We start from the raw sequence: 16,830 nt of genomic DNA on the forward strand, positions 1-16,830 counted from the left end.
CCGAGGCACGCCCCCATATTCAGTAAAGGCTTTCCGCAAAATGATGGACATCAACGAGATTCGCGAATATCTGCCGCACCGCTATCCCTTCCTGCTGGTGGATCGCGTCGCCGAGCTGGACGTGGAAGGCAAGACCATTCGCGCCTACAAGAATGTCAGCATCAACGAGCCTTTCTTCAATGGCCACTTCCCCGAGCATCCGATCATGCCGGGCGTGCTGATCATCGAGGCCATGGCCCAGGCGGCCGGCATCCTCGGCTTCAAGATGCTCGACGTGAAGCCGTCCGACGGCACCCTCTACTACTTCGTCGGCTCCGACAAGCTACGCTTCCGTCAACCGGTCATGCCGGGCGACCAGCTGGTGCTCGAGGCCAAGTTCCTCAGCGCCAAGCGCAGCATCTGGAAGTTCGAGTGCCGCGCCAGCGTCGATGGCAAGGAAGTCTGCTCGGCCGAAATCATCTGTGCGGAACGCAAGCTATGAGTTTGATCGACCCTCGCGCCATCATCGATCCGTCGGCCAAGCTGGCCGCGGACGTCCAGGTCGGCCCGTGGTCGATCATCGGACCCGATGTGGAGATTGGCGAGGGTAGCGTGATCGGTCCGCACGTGGTGCTCAAGGGCCCGACCGTGATCGGCAAGCACAACAAGATCTACCAGTTCTCCTCGGTGGGTGAGGACACGCCCGACCTCAAGTACAAGGGCGAGCCGACTCGCCTGGTCATCGGCGATCACAACGTGATCCGCGAGGGCGTGACCATCCATCGCGGCACCGTGCAGGACCGCGGCGAGACCACCCTCGGCGACCACAACCTGCTGATGGCCTATGTACATGTCGGCCACGACAGCGTGATCGGCAACCACTGCATCCTGGTCAACAACACCGCCTTGGCCGGCCACGTGTGGGTCGACGACTGGGCGATCCTCTCCGGCTTCACCCTTGTCCACCAGTTCTGCCGCATCGGCGCCCACAGCTTCTCCGGCATGGGCACCGCCATCGGCAAGGACGTGCCGGCCTACGTCACCGTCTTCGGCAACCCGGCCGAGGCGCGAAGCATGAACTTCGAAGGCATGCGCCGCCGCGGTTTCAGCGCCGAGGCCATCGCCGCCCTGCGCCGCGCCTACAAGGTGGTCTATCGCCAGGGTCTGACCGTCGAACAGGCGCTGGCCGAGCTGGCCGAGTCCGCCGCCCAGTTCCCGGAGGTGGCGGTGTTCCGCGACTCCGTCCAGGCCTCGACCCGCGGCATCACCCGCTGATCATGAGCCGTACCCTTCGCGTTGCGCTGGTGGCCGGCGAGGCCTCCGGCGATATCCTCGGCGCCGGCCTGATGCAGGCGCTCAAGACTCGCTATCCACAGATCGAATTCATCGGCGTCGGCGGCCCGCGCATGGAGGCCGAGGGGCTGGTCTCCGCGTTCCCCATGGAGCGCCTGGCGGTGATGGGGCTGGTCGAGGTGCTCGGGCGTCTGCGCGAGCTGCTGGGCCGGCGCAAGCGCCTGATCAGGGACCTGATTGCCGCCAAGCCGGACGTGTTCATCGGCATCGATGCGCCGGACTTCAACCTGACCCTCGAGCTCAGCCTGCGCCAGGCCGGAATCCGCACCGTGCACTACGTCAGCCCGTCGGTCTGGGCCTGGCGGCAGAAGCGCGTGCTGAAGATCCGCGAGGCCTGCGACCTGATGCTGACCCTGTTCCCCTTCGAGGCGCGCTTTTACCTGGAGCATCAGGTGCCGGTGCGCTTCGTCGGTCATCCGCTGGCCAACACCGTCCCGCTGCAGGTCAATCGCGCCGGCGCTCGCGAGGCGCTGGGCCTGGCCCAGGACGAAAGCGTCGTGGCGCTGCTGCCGGGCAGTCGCGGCGGCGAAGTGGCACGCCTGGGCGCGCTGTTCCTCGATGCTGCCGAGCGCCTGCGCGCGCTGCGCCCCGGCGTTCGCTTCGTGCTGCCCTGCGCCAACGCCGAGCGCCGCGCCCAGCTGGAAGCCATGCTCGCTGGTCGTAACCTGCCGCTTATGCTGCTCGACGGTCGCTCCCACGAGGCGCTGGCCGCCTGCGACGCGGTGTTGATCGCCTCCGGCACCGCGACTCTCGAGGCGCTGCTGCACAAGCGGCCCATGGTGGTAGCCTACAAGGTGGCGCCGCTGACCTATCGCATTCTCCGGCGTCTGGTGAAGAGCCCTTACATCTCGCTGCCCAACCTGCTGGCCGAGCGCATGCTGGTGCCGGAGCTGATCCAGGATGCCGCGACGCCAGACGCCCTGGCTCAGACCTTGGCACCGCTGCTGGACGACGGTGCGGTGCAGACCGAGGGCTTCGACGTGATCCACCGTGCTCTGCGCCAGGATGCCTCGCAGCAGGCCGCCGATGCCGTGCTCAAGCTGGTGGGAGAGGCCTGATGCAGCTCGGTCTGGATTTCGCCCTGGTCGAGGAGCTGGTCGCCGGTGTCGACGAAGTCGGCCGCGGCCCGCTCTGCGGTCCGGTGGTCACCGCCGCGGTGATTCTCGACCCGGCGCGGCCGATCGCCGGCCTCAACGATTCGAAGAAGCTCACCGAGGCACGCCGCGAGAAGCTGTTCGACGAGATCCGCGAGAAGGCCCTGGCCTGGTGCATCGCTCGCGCCGAAGTCGAGGAGATCGACCAGCTCAACATCCTGCATGCCACCATGCTGGCCATGCAGCGCGCGGTACAAGGCCTGAGCGTTACGCCGAAGCTGGCGCTGATCGACGGCAACCGCTGCCCGAAACTGGCGGTGCCCAGCGCACCGGTGGTCGGTGGTGACGCCCAGGTGCCAGCCATCGCGGCGGCGTCGATCCTGGCCAAGGTCAGTCGTGATCGCGAGATGGCCGCGCTGGATGCGCTCTATCCGGGCTATGGCATCGCCGGGCACAAGGGCTACCCCACACCCGTCCATCTGGAAGCCCTCAAACGCCTGGGCGCCACGCCCATTCACCGGCGCTCCTTCGCGCCGGTGCGCGAGGCGCTGGAGGCGGCCGGCCAGCAGTAGACGGCGGCTGCCCTTTGTCACCAGGCCCGGTACAATCCGGGCCTTCTTGTTTCTGTGTCACCAACGGGATTGCCATGACCGCCAGCTTCGTCCATCTGCGCCTGCACACCGAGTTTTCCCTGGTCGACGGCCTGGTGCGGGTCAAACCTCTGGTCAAGGCGGTGGCCGGCGCCGGCATGCCGGCCGTGGCCGTCACCGACATGAGCAACATGTGCTCGCTGGTGAAGTTCTACAAGACCGCCATGGGCGCCGGCATCAAGCCGATCTGCGGTGCCGACATCTGGCTGGCCAGCCCGGACGAGGACGGTCCGCTGTCGCGTCTGACCCTTCTGGCGATGAACGCCAAGGGCTATCGCAACCTCACCGAACTGATTTCCCGTGGCTGGACCGAGGGCCAGGACAACGGCCTGGTGATCATCCAGCGCGACTGGGTCAAGGAGGCGGCCGAGGGCGTGATCGCCCTGTCCGGCGCCCGCGAGGGCGAGGTCGGCATGGCCCTGCTGGCCGGCGAGCAGGGCCGCGCCGAAGCCTTCCTGAACGAGTGGCTGGAGGTGTTCCCGGAGCGCTTCTACCTGGAGGTGCAGCGCACCAACCGGGTCAACGACGAGGAGCATCTGCACGCGGCCGTCGACCTGGCGACCCGTACCGGCGTGCCGTTGGTGGCGACCAACGACGTGCGCTTCCTCAAGCCGGGCGACTTCGAAGCCCACGAGACCCGCGTGTGCATCGGCGAGGGCCGCACCCTCGATGACCCGCGCCGCCCGCGCAACTATTCCGAGGAGCAATATCTCAAGACGCCCGAGGAGATGGCCGAGCTGTTCTCCGATCTGCCCGAGGCGCTGGAGAACACGGTGGAGATCGCCAAGCGCTGCAACATCGACGTGCAGCTGGGCAAATACTTCCTTCCCGATTTCCCCACGCCCAACGGCATGGGCATCGACGACTATCTGCGCCACGCCTCCTTCGAGGGCCTGGAAGAGCGTCTGGCCGTGCTGTGGCCCAAGGACACCACGCCCAACTACGAGGAGAAGCGCCAGGTCTACGTCGACCGGCTCAACTTCGAGCTCGACATCATCATCCAGATGGGCTTCCCCGGTTACTTCCTCATCGTGATGGACTTCATCCAGTGGGCGAAGAACAACGGCGTGCCGGTGGGTCCCGGCCGGGGCTCGGGTGCCGGCTCGCTGGTGGCCTACGTACTGAAGATCACCGACCTCGACCCGTTGGCCTATGACCTGCTGTTCGAGCGCTTCCTCAACCCCGAACGTATTTCCATGCCCGACTTCGACGTCGACTTCTGCATGGATGGCCGCGACCGGGTGATCGACTACGTGGCCGACAAGTACGGTCGCAACGCGGTGAGCCAGATCATCACCTTCGGCTCCATGGCGGCCAAGGCGGTGGTGCGCGACGTGGCGCGGGTGCAGGGCAAGTCCTACGGCCTGGCCGACCGCCTGTCGAAGATGATTCCCTTCGAGGTCGGCATGACCCTGGAGGCGGCCTACGAACAGGAGGAAGTGCTGCGCGACTTCCTCAAGAGCGACGAGGAAGCCCAGGAAATCTGGGACATGGCCCTCAAGCTCGAGGGCATCGTGCGCGGCACCGGCAAGCACGCCGGTGGCGTGGTGATCGCGCCGACCAAGCTGACCGACTTCGCGCCGACCTCCTGCGACGAGGAGGGCGCCGGTCTGGTGACCCAGTTCGACAAGGACGACGTCGAGCAGGCCGGCCTGGTGAAGTTCGACTTCCTCGGCCTGCGCACGCTGACCATCATCAAGTGGGCGATGGAGACCATCCATCGCGAGCAGCGCAAGAAAGGCGCGACCGACGAGGAACTGGTCGACATCGACTTCATCCCGCTGGATGACAAGAAGACCTACGACATGCTGCAGAAGGCGGAGACCACCGCGGTCTTCCAGCTCGAATCACGCGGCATGAAGGAGCTGATCAAGAAGCTCAAGCCGGACTGCCTGGAAGACATGATCGCACTGGTGGCGCTGTTCCGCCCCGGTCCGCTGCAGTCGGGCATGGTGGACGACTTCATCAACCGCAAGCACGGTCGCGAACAGCTGTCCTACCCGCATCCGGACTACCAGTACGCGGGCCTGGAGCCCGTGCTCAAGCCCACCTACGGCATCATCCTGTACCAGGAACAGGTGATGCAGATCGCCCAGGTCATGGCCGGCTACACCCTCGGCGGCGCGGACATGCTGCGCCGTGCCATGGGCAAGAAGAAGCCCGAGGAGATGGCCAAGCAGCGCGGCGGTTTCATCGAGGGTTGCGCCAACAACAATATCGATGCGGACCTCGCGGGCAACATCTTCGACCTGGTGGAGAAGTTCGCCGGCTACGGCTTCAACAAGTCGCACTCTGCCGCCTACGGCCTGGTGTCCTACCAGACCGCCTGGCTGAAGGCGCATTACCCCGCGCCGTTCATGGCCGCGGTGCTGTCGGCGGATATGCACAACACCGACAAGGTGGTGATCCTCATCGAGGAATGCCGCCACATGAAGCTGCGCATCGATCCGCCGGACGTGAACGCCTCGGAATTCAAGTTCACCGTCAACGACGACGGGCGCATCGTCTACGGTCTGGGTGCGGTCAAGGGCGTGGGCGAGGGGCCGGTGGAGGCCATCGTCGAATGCCGCGCGGAAGGCGGCCCGTTCAAGGACCTGTTCGACTTCTGCAACCGCGTCGATCTCAAGCGCGTCAACAAGCGCACCCTGGAGGCGCTGATCCGCTCCGGCGCCCTGGATCGCCTCGGGCCGTACTATCAGGACGAACTCAAGGCCTATCAGGCCAGCGTAGACAAGAACCGTGCGGTGCTGCTGGCCTCGATGGAGGAGGCGGTGCAGGCGGCGGAGCAGACGGCCCGCAGCCACGACAGCGGGCACATGGACCTGTTTGGCGGCGTGTTCGCCGAGCCCGAGGCGGATGTCTACGTCAATCATCGCAAGGCTCGCGACCTGTCGATCAAGGAACGCCTGAAGGGCGAAAAGGACACCCTCGGTCTGTATCTCTCCGGCCACCCCATCGACGAATACGAGGGCGAGGTACGCCGTTTCGCCCGCCAGCGCATCGTCGAGCTGCGCGCCGCCCGCGACACCCAGACCATCGCCGGTCTGATCGTCAACCTGCGGGTGATGAAGAACAAGAAGGGCGACAAGATGGGCTTCATCACCCTCGACGATCGCTCGGGGCGCATCGAGGCCTCGCTGTTCGCCGATGCCTTCGCCAGCAACCAGGCGTTGCTGCAGAACGACGCGCTGGTGGTGGTGGAGGGCGAGGTGAGCAATGACGAGTTCTCCGGCGGCCTGCGCCTGCGTGCCAAGCGGGTGATGAGTCTGGAAGAGGCGCGCACCGGCCTGGCCGAGAGCCTGCGCATCCGCGCGCCGCGCGAGGCGCTGCAGGGCGACCGTTTGCGCTGGCTCGGCGAGCTGTTCAGCAAGCACAAGGGTGCCTGCCCGCTGACCCTGGACTACAGCGGCAGCGAGGCCAAGGCGGTGCTGCAGTTCGGCGAACAATGGCGCATCGACCCGGCGGACAACCTGATCCAGGCTCTGCGTGACCAGTTCGGCAAAGACAACGTCTTCCTCCAATACCGCTGAGCGGCAGGCCCGGTGCCTGAATCGGAAGTGCGTTCAAGAGTTGGCGAGTGGATGTTGTTGTCAGGTAAGGCGCCGCGACGAGTCATGGCAGGGCTATGGCGAGAAGAGGCAATGCTGGTCTGACGGCAAAAGACGCCGCCGGGATTGAACAGCCAAGTTCCGATTCAGGGCACCGGCCTGCCGCGCGGCCTCGACCACGGGCGCACTATCCCTTAAGGTAGGCGCCACATGGAACACCGCCCGGCCCCTGCGGCCGCCGATGCTAGACGGATGCCTATGAACCCGAACTTCCTCGACTTCGAACAGCCGATCGCCGACCTGCAAGCCAAGATCGAAGAGCTGCGCCTGGTAGGCAACGACAACGCGCTGAACATCAGCGACGAGATCGCCAGGCTGCAGGACAAGAGCAGCGCGCTGACCGAGACCATCTTCGGCAACCTCAGCAGCTGGCAGATTTCCCAGCTCTCGCGCCACCCGCGCCGCCCGTATACCCTCGACTACATCGAGCACATCTTCACCGAGTTCGACGAACTGCACGGCGACCGTCATTTCTCCGACGACGCCGCCATCGTCGGCGGTACCGCCCGCCTGGACGGCCAGCCGGTGATGATCATCGGCCACCAGAAAGGCCGCGAGGTACGCGAGAAGGTGCGCCGCAACTTCGGCATGCCGCGTCCCGAAGGCTATCGCAAGGCCTGCCGCCTGATGGAAATGGCCGAGCGCTTCAAGCTGCCGATCCTGACCTTCATCGACACCCCCGGCGCCTACCCGGGCATCGACGCCGAAGAGCGCAACCAGAGCGAGGCCATCGCCTGGAACCTGCGCGTGATGGCGCGCCTGAAGACCCCGATCATCGCCACAGTGATCGGTGAGGGCGGCTCGGGCGGTGCGCTGGCCATCGGCGTGTGCGACCAACTGAACATGCTGCAGTACTCCACCTACTCGGTGATCTCGCCGGAAGGCTGTGCCTCGATTCTGTGGAAGACCGCCGAGAAGGCGCCGGACGCCGCCGAGGCCATGGGCATCACCGCCGAGCGCCTGAAGGGCCTGGGCATCGTCGACCGGGTGATCGCCGAGCCGCTGGGCGGCGCCCACCGCGATCCGTCGTTCGCCGCCGGCTCGATCCGCGAGGAGCTGCTCGCACAACTGGCCGACCTGAAGGCGCTGGACACCGAGCAGTTGCTGAAGCGCCGCTACGACAAGCTGATGAGCTTCGGCATCGCCTGATCGGTCGGCGCATAACGCAACGGGCCTTCGGGCCCGTTGTTGTTTAAGCTGGCGGGATGATCGCACTCGAATCCCTGCTGCTCGAATCCCTCCGACCCTGGCGCGCCGCACCGGCCTGGCATGTCGCCTTGTCCGGCGGCCTGGATTCGACTGCGCTGCTGCACTTGCTGGTGCGTTTGCGCGAGCGCGAGGCGCTGCCGCCGCTCCGCGCCGTTCACGTTCATCACGGCCTGCAGGCCGCGGCCGATGCCTGGCCCGCCCACTGCCAGGCCCTGTGCGATCGGCTCGACGTACCGCTGCACATCGAGCGGGTGCAAGTGGCCCCAGGCGCCAGCCTGGAACGTGCGGCGCGGGAGGCGCGCTATGCGGCGTTCGGGCGTCGATTGGGGGGGCGCGAGCTTTTACTGACCGGCCAGCATCGCGACGATCAGGCGGAAACGCTGCTGTTCCGCCTGCTGCGCGGTGCCGGCGTGCGAGGCCTGGCGGGAATGCCGGCGAGTCGTCCTCTTGGGCGTGGCCATCTGGTACGCCCGCTGCTGGCGGTGTCCCGCGTCGAACTGGAGACCTACGTCCGCCAGCAGGGGCTGACCTGGGTGGAGGACCCCTCCAACGCCGACACAGGTCTTGCCCGCAACTTCCTGCGGCGCGAGGTGCTACCCGTGCTGACCCGGCATTGGCCGCAGGCGGGCCAGAACCTGGCGCGCATCGCTCTGCACATGCGCGAAGCCGAAGGGCTGCTCGGCGAGTTGGCGCGGCTCGATCTGGCGGCGGCTGCCGATGACGACACCTTCGCCTGGCTGGGCCTGCCGAGCCTGGGCCTGAAGCCCTTGCTAGAGCTGTCCGACGCCCGCCAACGCAATCTGCTGCGTCACTGGCTGGCCCCTCTGACGCGCATGCCCGACAGCGAGCACTGGGCCGGCTGGTGCGACCTGCGCGATGCCGCGCTCGACGCCGCGCCGCGCTGGTGCCTGGAGGGCGGCGAGTTGAGACGTGCCGACGGGCGACTGTGGTGGCTCTCCGGCGCCTGGCTGGCACAACCCGTGGCGCCTTCGAGTTGGGACGACCCGCGGCAGCCGCTGCGCCTGCCGGGTAATGGCGAGGCCAGGTTGCAGGGCGGGGCGCCGGACGGTCCCTTGAGCCTGCGCTATCGCCAGGGCGGCGAGGCGATGACGATACCGGGTCGGGGACGCCGCGATCTCAAGCGCCTGCTCAACGAGCGCGCAGTGCCGAGCTTCGTCCGCGGGCGTCTGCCTCTGCTCTATCGGGGCGACGAGCTGCTGGCCGTCGCCAATCTGCCGGGGCTCGACGGTTTGCAGAGCGGAAAATGGCGGCTGGACTGGTGCCCGCCGACCAACGCGCAAGGTTTGAGCTGATGCGGCCTTTCGAGTAGACTACGCTCCCGTCTTATCACAGCTTCTGTGGGCTCCTTCGGAACCCGCAGCGGCTTGCTTTATTCAGGTTGGCCAAGGCCGGCCTGCGCTCTTACCCCGGCGGCCCCGACCGCTTGAACACAGACTTCTAGGACTTTTCATGACGCGCTACATCTTCGTCACGGGTGGTGTTGTTTCTTCATTGGGGAAAGGCATCGCCTCGGCTTCCTTGGCGGCCATCCTGGAGGCGCGGGGCCTGAAGGTCACGATGCTCAAGCTGGACCCCTACATCAACGTCGATCCGGGCACCATGAGCCCGTTCCAGCACGGTGAGGTGTTCGTCACCCAAGATGGCGCCGAGACCGACCTCGACCTGGGCCACTACGAGCGGTTCATCCGCACCACCATGACCCAGGACAACAACTTCACCACCGGCCGTGTCTACGAGCACGTGCTGCGCAAGGAGCGCCGTGGTGACTACCTGGGCGCCACCATCCAGGTGATCCCGCACATCACCGACGAGATCAAGCGCCGTGTCATCAAGGGCGCCGGCGACGCCGACGTGGCGATGGTCGAGATTGGCGGCACCGTGGGCGATATCGAGTCCCAGCCGTTCCTCGAGGCGGCCCGTCAGCTGCGCGTCGAGCTGGGCGCCAAGCGCGCCATGTTCATGCACCTGACCCTGGTGCCGTACATCGCCACCGCCGGCGAGACCAAGACCAAGCCGACTCAGCACTCGGTCAAGGAACTGCGTTCCATCGGTGTGCAGCCGGACGTGCTGGTGTGCCGCTCCGACCATGAGATCGACCTGGCCTCGCGCCGCAAGATCGCGCTGTTCACCAACGTGGAAGAGCGCGCGGTGATCGCCCTGGAAGACGTCGACACTATCTACCGCATTCCTTCGGTGCTGCACGCACAGGGTGTGGACGACATCGTCGTCGAGCGCTTCGGCCTGCAGTGCAACCCGGCCGATCTGTCCGAGTGGGACCGCGTGGTGGACGCCAAGCTCAACCCCGAGCGCGAAGTCACCATCGCCATGGTCGGCAAGTACATGGAGCTGCTCGATGCCTACAAGTCGCTGATCGAGGCCATGGGCCACGCCGGCATCCAGCACCGCACCAAGGTCAATCTGCGCTACATCGACTCCGAAGAGATCGAGAACGAGGGCACCGCCAAGCTGGAGGGCGTCGACGCCATCCTGGTGCCCGGCGGCTTCGGCCTGCGTGGCGTGGAAGGCAAGATCAAGACCGTGCAGTACGCCCGCGAGAACAAGATCCCCTACCTGGGCATCTGTCTCGGCATGCAGGTGGCGGTGATCGAATACGCCCGCAATGTGCTGGGCTGGAGCGACGCCAACTCCACCGAATTCGACGCCAAGAGCGGCTATCCGGTGGTCGGCCTGATCACCGAGTGGCAGGACGCGACCGGCGCCACCGAGATCCGCACCGAGGCCTCCGACCTGGGCGGCACCATGCGTCTGGGCGCCCAGGACTGCCAGCTGATGGCCGGCTCCAACGTGCGCGAGTGCTACGGCCAGGACGTGATCGTCGAGCGCCATCGCCACCGCTACGAGGTGAACAACAACCTGCTGCCGCAACTGGAGGCCGGCGGCCTCAAGGTCAGCGGTCGTTCCGCCGACGGTGCCCTGGTGGAAGTGGTCGAGGCCCCGGACCACCCGTGGTTCGTCGCCTGCCAGTTCCACCCGGAATTCACCTCCACCCCGCGCGACGGCCATCCGCTGTTCAGCGGCTTCGTCAAGGCAGCTCTGAAACAGGCCGGCAAGGCATAAGAGTCAGTCCATGCTCTGCTGCGCGTCGGCCCTGCTGCGTTGAAAACAGGCTCGGAATGCTCATTTACTCTCGGTAAACTGCGCTTCCTCACCTGTTTTCGCCTTGCATGGCTCTAGCTCGCGAGAGCATGAACAGACTCTAAGGAAAGGTATATGGCTCAGAAGATCATCAAGGTCGGCGGCATCGAGATCGCCAACGACAAGCCGTTCGTCCTGTTCGGCGGCATCAACGTGCTGGAGTCGCGCGACCTGGCCATGCAGGCCTGCGAGGAGTACGTACGGGTCACCGAGAAGCTCGGCATCCCGTACGTGTTCAAGGCCAGCTTCGACAAGGCCAACCGTTCCTCCGTCACCTCCTTCCGCGGCCCGGGCCTGGAAGAGGGCATGAAGATCTTCGAGGAAGTGAAGAAGACCTTCGGCGTGCCGGTGATCACCGATGTCCACGAGCCGCACCAGGCCGCCCCGGTGGCGGAGGTGTGCGACATTATCCAGCTGCCGGCCTTCCTTTCGCGGCAGACCGACCTTGTGGTGGCCATGGCCAAGACCGGCGCGGTGATCAACATCAAGAAGGCCCAGTTCCTCGCCCCGCAGGAGATGAAGCACATCCTGCACAAATGCGAAGAGGCCGGTAATGACCAACTGATCCTCTGCGAGCGTGGCTCCTCCTTCGGTTACAACAACCTGGTGGTGGACATGCTCGGCTTCGGCATCATGAAGCAGTTCGAGTACCCGGTGTTCTTCGACGTGACCCATGCCCTGCAGATGCCGGGCGGTCGCGCCGACTCCGCCGGCGGCCGCCGCGCCCAGGTCACCGACCTGGCCAAGGCCGGCATGAGCCAGGGCCTGGCCGGTCTGTTCCTCGAGGCCCATCCGGAGCCGGAGCAGGCCAAGTGCGACGGTCCCTGCGCGCTGCGCCTGAACAAGCTGGAGGCGTTCCTGTCCCAGCTCAAGCAGCTGGATGACCTGGTCAAGAGCTTCCCGCCGATCGAGACTGCCTGATCGGCCATTTCTCCGGTAAAGTGCGCGCCCGATGGCCGTACCCTTCCGTAAACATTTGGAGTGCTATACGCGATGGCAAAAATCGTCGACATCAAGGGCCGCGAGGTTCTCGACTCCCGTGGTAACCCCACCGTAGAAGCCGATGTAATCCTCGAAGGCGGTATCGTCGGTAGCGCCTGCGCGCCGTCCGGTGCTTCCACCGGTTCCCGCGAAGCGCTGGAACTGCGCGATGGCGACAAGAGCCGTTACCTGGGCAAGGGCGTGCTCAAGGCCGTGGCCAACATCAATGGCCCGATCCGCGACCTGCTGCTGGGCAAAGACGCCCGTGAGCAGAAGACTCTCGACCTGGCCATGATCGAGCTGGACGGTACCGAGAACAAAGGCAAGCTGGGCGCCAATGCCATCCTCGCCGTGTCCCTGGCCGCCGCCAAGGCCGCCGCTCAGGCCAAGGGCGTGCCGCTGTACGCGCACATCGCCGACCTCAACGGCACCCCGGGCCAGTACTCCATGCCGGTGCCGATGATGAACATCATCAACGGCGGCGAGCACGCCGACAACAACGTCGACATCCAGGAGTTCATGGTCCAGCCGGTTGGCGCCAAGAACTTCGCCGACGCCCTGCGCATGGGCGCCGAGATCTTCCATCACCTGAAAGCCGTGCTGAAGGCCCGTGGCCTGAACACCGCGGTGGGTGACGAGGGCGGCTTCGCGCCGAACCTGGCCTCCAACGAAGATGCCCTGGCCGCCATCGCCGAGGCCGTGGCCAACGCCGGTTACAAGCTGGGCGACGACATCACCCTGGCCCTGGACTGCGCCTCCTCCGAATTCTTCAAGGACGGCCAGTACGACCTCGAAGGCGAGGGCAAGGTGTTCAGCGCCGAAGGCTTCGCCGACTACCTGGCCGGCCTGACCCAGCGTTACCCGATCATCTCCATCGAAGACGGCATGGACGAGTCCGACTGGGCCGGCTGGAAGGTGCTGACCGACAAGATCGGCGCCAAGGTTCAGCTGGTCGGCGACGACCTGTTCGTCACCAACACCAAGATCCTCAAGCGCGGCATCGACGAGAAGATCGGCAACTCGATCCTGATCAAGTTCAACCAGATCGGCTCGCTGACCGAAACCCTGGAAGCCATCCAGATGGCCAAGGCCGCCGGCTTCACCGCGGTGATCTCGCACCGCTCCGGCGAAACCGAGGACAGCACCATCGCCGACCTGGCCGTAGGTACCGCCGCCGGCCAGATCAAGACCGGTTCGCTGTGCCGTTCGGATCGCGTGTCCAAGTACAACCAGCTGCTGCGCATCGAAGAGCAGCTCGGCGGAAAGGCACCGTACCGCGGTCGCGCCGAGTTCCGCGGCTAAGCCGGGAATGGTAAAAGGGGCAGCGCAAGCTGCCCTTTTCATATGGAAATCCCCGTATCCATGTCGAAGTCGCCCTACTGGCTGTTCGTCGCGCTCGTGCTGGTCCTGGCCGGCCTGCAGTACCGTCTGTGGGTGGGCGAGGGCAGCCTCGCCCAGGTCAACGAGCTCAAGCGTGAGATCGACGATCAGAAGGGCGAGAACGAGCGCCTGCTCGAGCGCAACCGCATCCTCGAGGCCGAAGTGATCGAGCTGAAGAAGGGCATGGAAACCGTCGAGGAGCGCGCGCGCCACGAGCTGGGCATGGTCAAAGAGGGCGAAACCCTCTACCAGTTGGCCGAATGAGCGAGCTTCCCGCCTTCTGGGTGGTGATCCCCGCGGCCGGCATCGGCTCGCGCATGCGCGCCGACCGTCCCAAGCAGTACCTGCCGCTGGCCGGGCGGACCATCCTCGAACACACCCTCCACTGTTTCCTTGATCATCCGCGGCTCAAGGGCCTGGTGCTAAGCCTGGCGGCGGACGATCCCTGGTGGCCGGCGCTGCCCTGCGCCGATGATCCCCGCATCCTTCGCGCCGAAGGCGGCGCCGAACGTGCCGACTCGGTGCTGGCCGGCCTGCTGCGCCTGCTTGAGCTGGGCGCGCAGCCGGACGACTGGGTGCTGGTGCACGACGCCGCGCGGCCCAACCTGGCGCGCAGCGACCTCGACCAGCTGCTCGGCGAACTGGCCGACGATCCGGTCGGTGGCCTGCTGGCCGTGCCGGCCCGCGACACGCTCAAGCGCGTCGGCACCGATGGCCGGGTCGTCGAGACGGTCGACCGCAGCCTGATCTGGCAGGCCTACACGCCGCAGATGTTCCGTTTCGCCGCGCTTCACCGCGCCCTGGCCGACGCCCTGGTGGCCGGTGTGGCGGTGACCGACGAGGCCTCCGCGCTGGAATGGTCCGGCCAGGCGCCGAAGCTGGTAGAGGGAAGGGCGGACAACCTGAAGATCACCCGCCCGGAAGATCTGGAGTGGCTGCGCCAGCGCTGGGCGCACAAGGTCTGACGGCGATGTAGCCCGGACTTCAGTCCGGGGTCCGCCACCAGTCCCGGACTGAAGTCCGGGCTACCGTCTGATGCATTGGAAGGCGGGGTTAACATCCCGCCTTTTCCAGTCTTACACCCGGAACTGGTTGATCAACCGCCGCTGCTGCTCGGCCAGCTTGGTCAGCTCGGCGCTGGCGCCGCTGGCCTCATCGGCGCCGCCCGCCACCTCGGCGGCGACCTGGCCGATGTTGGTGACGTTGCGGTTGATGTCCTCGGCCACCGCGCTCTGTTCCTCGGCGGCGCTGGCGATCTGGGTGTTCATGTCGTTGATCACCGACACCGCCTGGGTGATGTTTTCCAGCGCCTGGGCCGCCACCTGCGCCTGCTGCACGCTGTCGTCGGTGCGCGCCTGGCTCTGCTCCATCACGCCCACGACCTCGCGCGTGCCATGCTGCAGCTGCTGGATCATGCTCTGGATCTCTTCGGTGGCCTGCTGGGTCTTCTGCGCCAGGTTGCGCACCTCGTCGGCCACCACGGCGAAGCCGCGGCCCTGCTCGCCGGCCCGCGCCGCCTCGATGGCGGCATTGAGCGCGAGCAGGTTGGTCTGCTCGGCAATACCGCGGATGGCCACTAGGATGGCGTTGATGTTCTCGCTGTCCTTGGCCAGGTTCTGCACCACGCCCACCGCGCGGCCGATCTCGCCGGCCAGGGCGGAGATGGCTTTGGCGGTGCCCTCGACGACGCGCTTGCCGTCGTTGGCCGAGCGGTCGGCGTGATGGGCCGCCTCGGCCGCCTGGGTGGCGTTGCGCGCCACGTCCTGGGCGGTGGCGCTCATTTCCTGCACGGCGGTGGCGACCTGATCGATCTCCGCCATCTGCCGCTGCACGCCCTGGTTGGTGCGGATGGCGATGTCCGCCGTGTGCTCGGAAGAGTCGCTCACTCTCTGCACCGAGGTGACCACGTCGCGGATCATGCTCTGTAGCTTGTTGAGGAAGGTGTTGAAGCCGTTGGCGATCTGTCCCAGCTCGTCGGCGCGGTCCACCTGCAGGCGCACCGTGAGGTCGCCGTCGCCCTTGGCGATGTCGTCGAGCATGCCGACCATCTGCCGCAGCGGGCGGGCGATGCCGTAGCCGACGAACCAGATCACCAGCAGCCCGAGTACGGCGATCAGCAGGCCGACCACGGCCATGCCCAGCGTGTCCTTGCGGGCCTGCTCGGCCAGCCCGGCATGCAATTGCTGCAGCTCGGCGAATACCGCGGAGGTGGGCAGGACGATGGCCAGTGTCCAGCGAGTCGCTGTGCCGGCCACCTGGAAGGGCAGCAGCAACTCGATCAGTTCGTCGTTCTTGAGCAGGATCGGCGCCTCCGCGCTGCTCTGTTCCAGGCGCTGCAGCAGCTCAGCGTCAAGCGCCTTGGCCGCCGGCTGGCCGATCAGTGAGGCGTCCTTGGTGGCGGCGATCAGCGTGCCGTTGGCGGCGATCAGCGCCAGCTCGCCGGCGCCGTCGTACAGCTCGGCATTGGCGGAACCAAGCAGGCCCTGGATAAAGTCCAGCGACAGGTCGTTGCCCACCACACCTTTGAACTCGCCGCCGACCAGGATGGGCGCGTTGAACGAGGAGACCAGCACCTGCTTGCCGCCGTAGTCGTAGGCGGCCGGGTCGATCACGCAGGGCTGCTTAGTAGCCTTGGGGCAGAGGTAATACTCGCCCTCGCGCACGCCGGTGGGCAGCTTCTTCTCGCTCTCCATCTGCTCGGCGCTCAGCGCCGCGACCTTGATCTGGCCGTTGTCGCGGTACCACCAGGGCATGAAGCGGCCGGTGGCGTCGTAGCCGGCGGCTTCCTGGCCGGCATACAGATCGTCGTCCTGATCGAAGGCGTTCGGCTCCCAGCCAATGTAGAGGTCGATCAACTCGGGGTTCTGTTCCAGATAGACCGAGACCAGCTCCGAGAGCTCTTCGCGGCTCAGGCTGACCTTCGCCGCGCCGTCGGCGCCGGGCGCCATCTGGCCGTTGAGCGTGGCGAGCGACTTGGCCAGCGTCATGGGCGCCTGGAACTGCCGCTGCAGCTTGCCGACCTGGGCTTCGGCCATCGCCACCAGACGCTGGTCGATGACCTGTTCCAGCAGCGCCTGGGTGCGCTCGTGTACCTGGGCCTGAGTGCGCGAGCCGGCGAACAGCGCGTAGACCACCAGCGCCACAACGACGGCCAGCACGCTGGCACCGGCCAGGACCACCACGGAAAACTGGATGGACTTGAATCGCATAGGGACTCCACATCTCGGGTTGTGCCAGTCCCTTGGCTTATCGGCTTATCGGCTTATCGGCTGTGCGGCGCGCAAGCATTAGCCGCACTCTGCAACTAGCAAAGATGGGCCGTGGTCAGAGTGCAAGCCGAAGCGTTGTCCGCGGACGCGGCTCGGCCTAGGATACGGCGCCTGTATTACCGGAGGATTC

At 66.1% G+C, this 16,830-nt stretch carries 13 protein-coding genes and 1 pseudogene; 12 read left to right on the plus strand and 2 right to left on the minus strand.

All coding sequences use genetic code 11. The annotated features are described in order from the left end of the window. The first annotated feature begins 40 nt into the window (after nt 1-40). From fabZ to ispD, 12 genes are all read left to right on the plus strand, one after another. Nucleotides 41-481 (plus strand): 3-hydroxyacyl-ACP dehydratase FabZ, encoded by a 441-nt coding sequence (fabZ, locus tag NF616_RS16570; RefSeq protein WP_252274398.1) that lies wholly within the window; start codon nt 41-43, stop codon nt 479-481. Beyond that, complete coding sequence (lpxA, locus tag NF616_RS16575) at nt 478-1,254, plus strand: acyl-ACP--UDP-N-acetylglucosamine O-acyltransferase (RefSeq protein WP_252274399.1); 777 nt, start codon at nt 478-480, stop codon at nt 1,252-1,254. The genes fabZ and lpxA overlap by 4 nt, the downstream gene beginning before the upstream one ends. Nucleotides 1,255-1,256: 2 nt before the next feature. Beyond that, entirely contained in the window at nt 1,257-2,390 is a 1,134-nt protein-coding gene (gene lpxB, locus NF616_RS16580; protein ID WP_252274400.1) for a lipid-A-disaccharide synthase, read from the plus strand. Further along, complete coding sequence (rnhB, locus tag NF616_RS16585) at nt 2,390-2,998, plus strand: ribonuclease HII (protein ID WP_252274401.1); 609 nt, start codon at nt 2,390-2,392, stop codon at nt 2,996-2,998. Before lpxB ends, rnhB begins: the two co-directional genes overlap by 1 nt. Nucleotides 2,999-3,072: 74 nt before the next feature. Next, the gene (gene dnaE, locus NF616_RS16590; protein ID WP_252274402.1) at nt 3,073-6,606 is read left to right on the plus strand and encodes a DNA polymerase III subunit alpha; all 3,534 of its coding nucleotides are present in this window, start codon (nt 3,073-3,075) and stop codon (nt 6,604-6,606) included. Between the two features lie 276 nt (nt 6,607-6,882). Continuing rightward, entirely contained in the window at nt 6,883-7,833 is a 951-nt protein-coding gene (accA, locus tag NF616_RS16595; RefSeq protein WP_252274403.1) for an acetyl-CoA carboxylase carboxyl transferase subunit alpha, read from the plus strand. A gap of 56 nt (nt 7,834-7,889) precedes the next feature. Beyond that, nucleotides 7,890-9,206, plus strand: coding sequence for a tRNA lysidine(34) synthetase TilS (gene tilS / locus NF616_RS16600; RefSeq protein ID WP_252274404.1), 1,317 nt, complete (start codon nt 7,890-7,892; stop codon nt 9,204-9,206). 157 nt (nt 9,207-9,363) lie between these two features. Continuing rightward, nucleotides 9,364-10,992 carry a CTP synthase gene (gene pyrG, locus NF616_RS16605; RefSeq protein WP_252274405.1) on the plus strand — a complete coding sequence of 543 codons (1,629 nt, stop codon included), beginning with the start codon at nt 9,364-9,366 and terminating at the stop codon, nt 10,990-10,992. A 153-nt stretch (nt 10,993-11,145) separates the two neighbouring features. After that, the gene (gene kdsA, locus NF616_RS16610) at nt 11,146-11,991 is read left to right on the plus strand and encodes a 3-deoxy-8-phosphooctulonate synthase (protein ID WP_252274406.1); all 846 of its coding nucleotides are present in this window, start codon (nt 11,146-11,148) and stop codon (nt 11,989-11,991) included. A gap of 72 nt (nt 11,992-12,063) precedes the next feature. After that, the gene (gene eno, locus NF616_RS16615) at nt 12,064-13,353 is read left to right on the plus strand and encodes a phosphopyruvate hydratase (protein WP_252274407.1); all 1,290 of its coding nucleotides are present in this window, start codon (nt 12,064-12,066) and stop codon (nt 13,351-13,353) included. Between the two features lie 60 nt (nt 13,354-13,413). After that, a complete protein-coding gene (locus NF616_RS16620) occupies nt 13,414-13,695 on the plus strand; it encodes a septum formation initiator family protein (RefSeq protein WP_252274408.1) in 282 nt (93 codons plus the stop codon). Further along, the gene (gene ispD / locus NF616_RS16625; RefSeq protein WP_252274409.1) at nt 13,692-14,396 is read left to right on the plus strand and encodes a 2-C-methyl-D-erythritol 4-phosphate cytidylyltransferase; all 705 of its coding nucleotides are present in this window, start codon (nt 13,692-13,694) and stop codon (nt 14,394-14,396) included. Before NF616_RS16620 ends, ispD begins: the two co-directional genes overlap by 4 nt. Before the next feature lie 111 nt (nt 14,397-14,507). Here ispD and NF616_RS21450 read toward each other — a convergent pair whose 3' ends face one another. Together NF616_RS21450 and NF616_RS21455 are read right to left on the minus strand one after the other, a co-directional pair. Further along, the gene (locus NF616_RS21450) at nt 14,508-15,350 is read right to left on the minus strand and encodes a methyl-accepting chemotaxis protein (protein ID WP_434091902.1); all 843 of its coding nucleotides are present in this window, start codon (nt 15,348-15,350) and stop codon (nt 14,508-14,510) included. A 15-nt stretch (nt 15,351-15,365) separates the two neighbouring features. Continuing rightward, nucleotides 15,366-16,640: pseudogene (locus NF616_RS21455) on the minus strand (methyl-accepting chemotaxis protein); the annotation flags it as partial. Between the last annotated feature and the right edge of the window lie 190 nt (nt 16,641-16,830).

Source organism: Pseudomonas subflava (assembly GCF_023823685.1).
Classification (GTDB): Bacteria; Pseudomonadota; Gammaproteobacteria; order Pseudomonadales; family Pseudomonadaceae; genus Aquipseudomonas; species Aquipseudomonas subflava.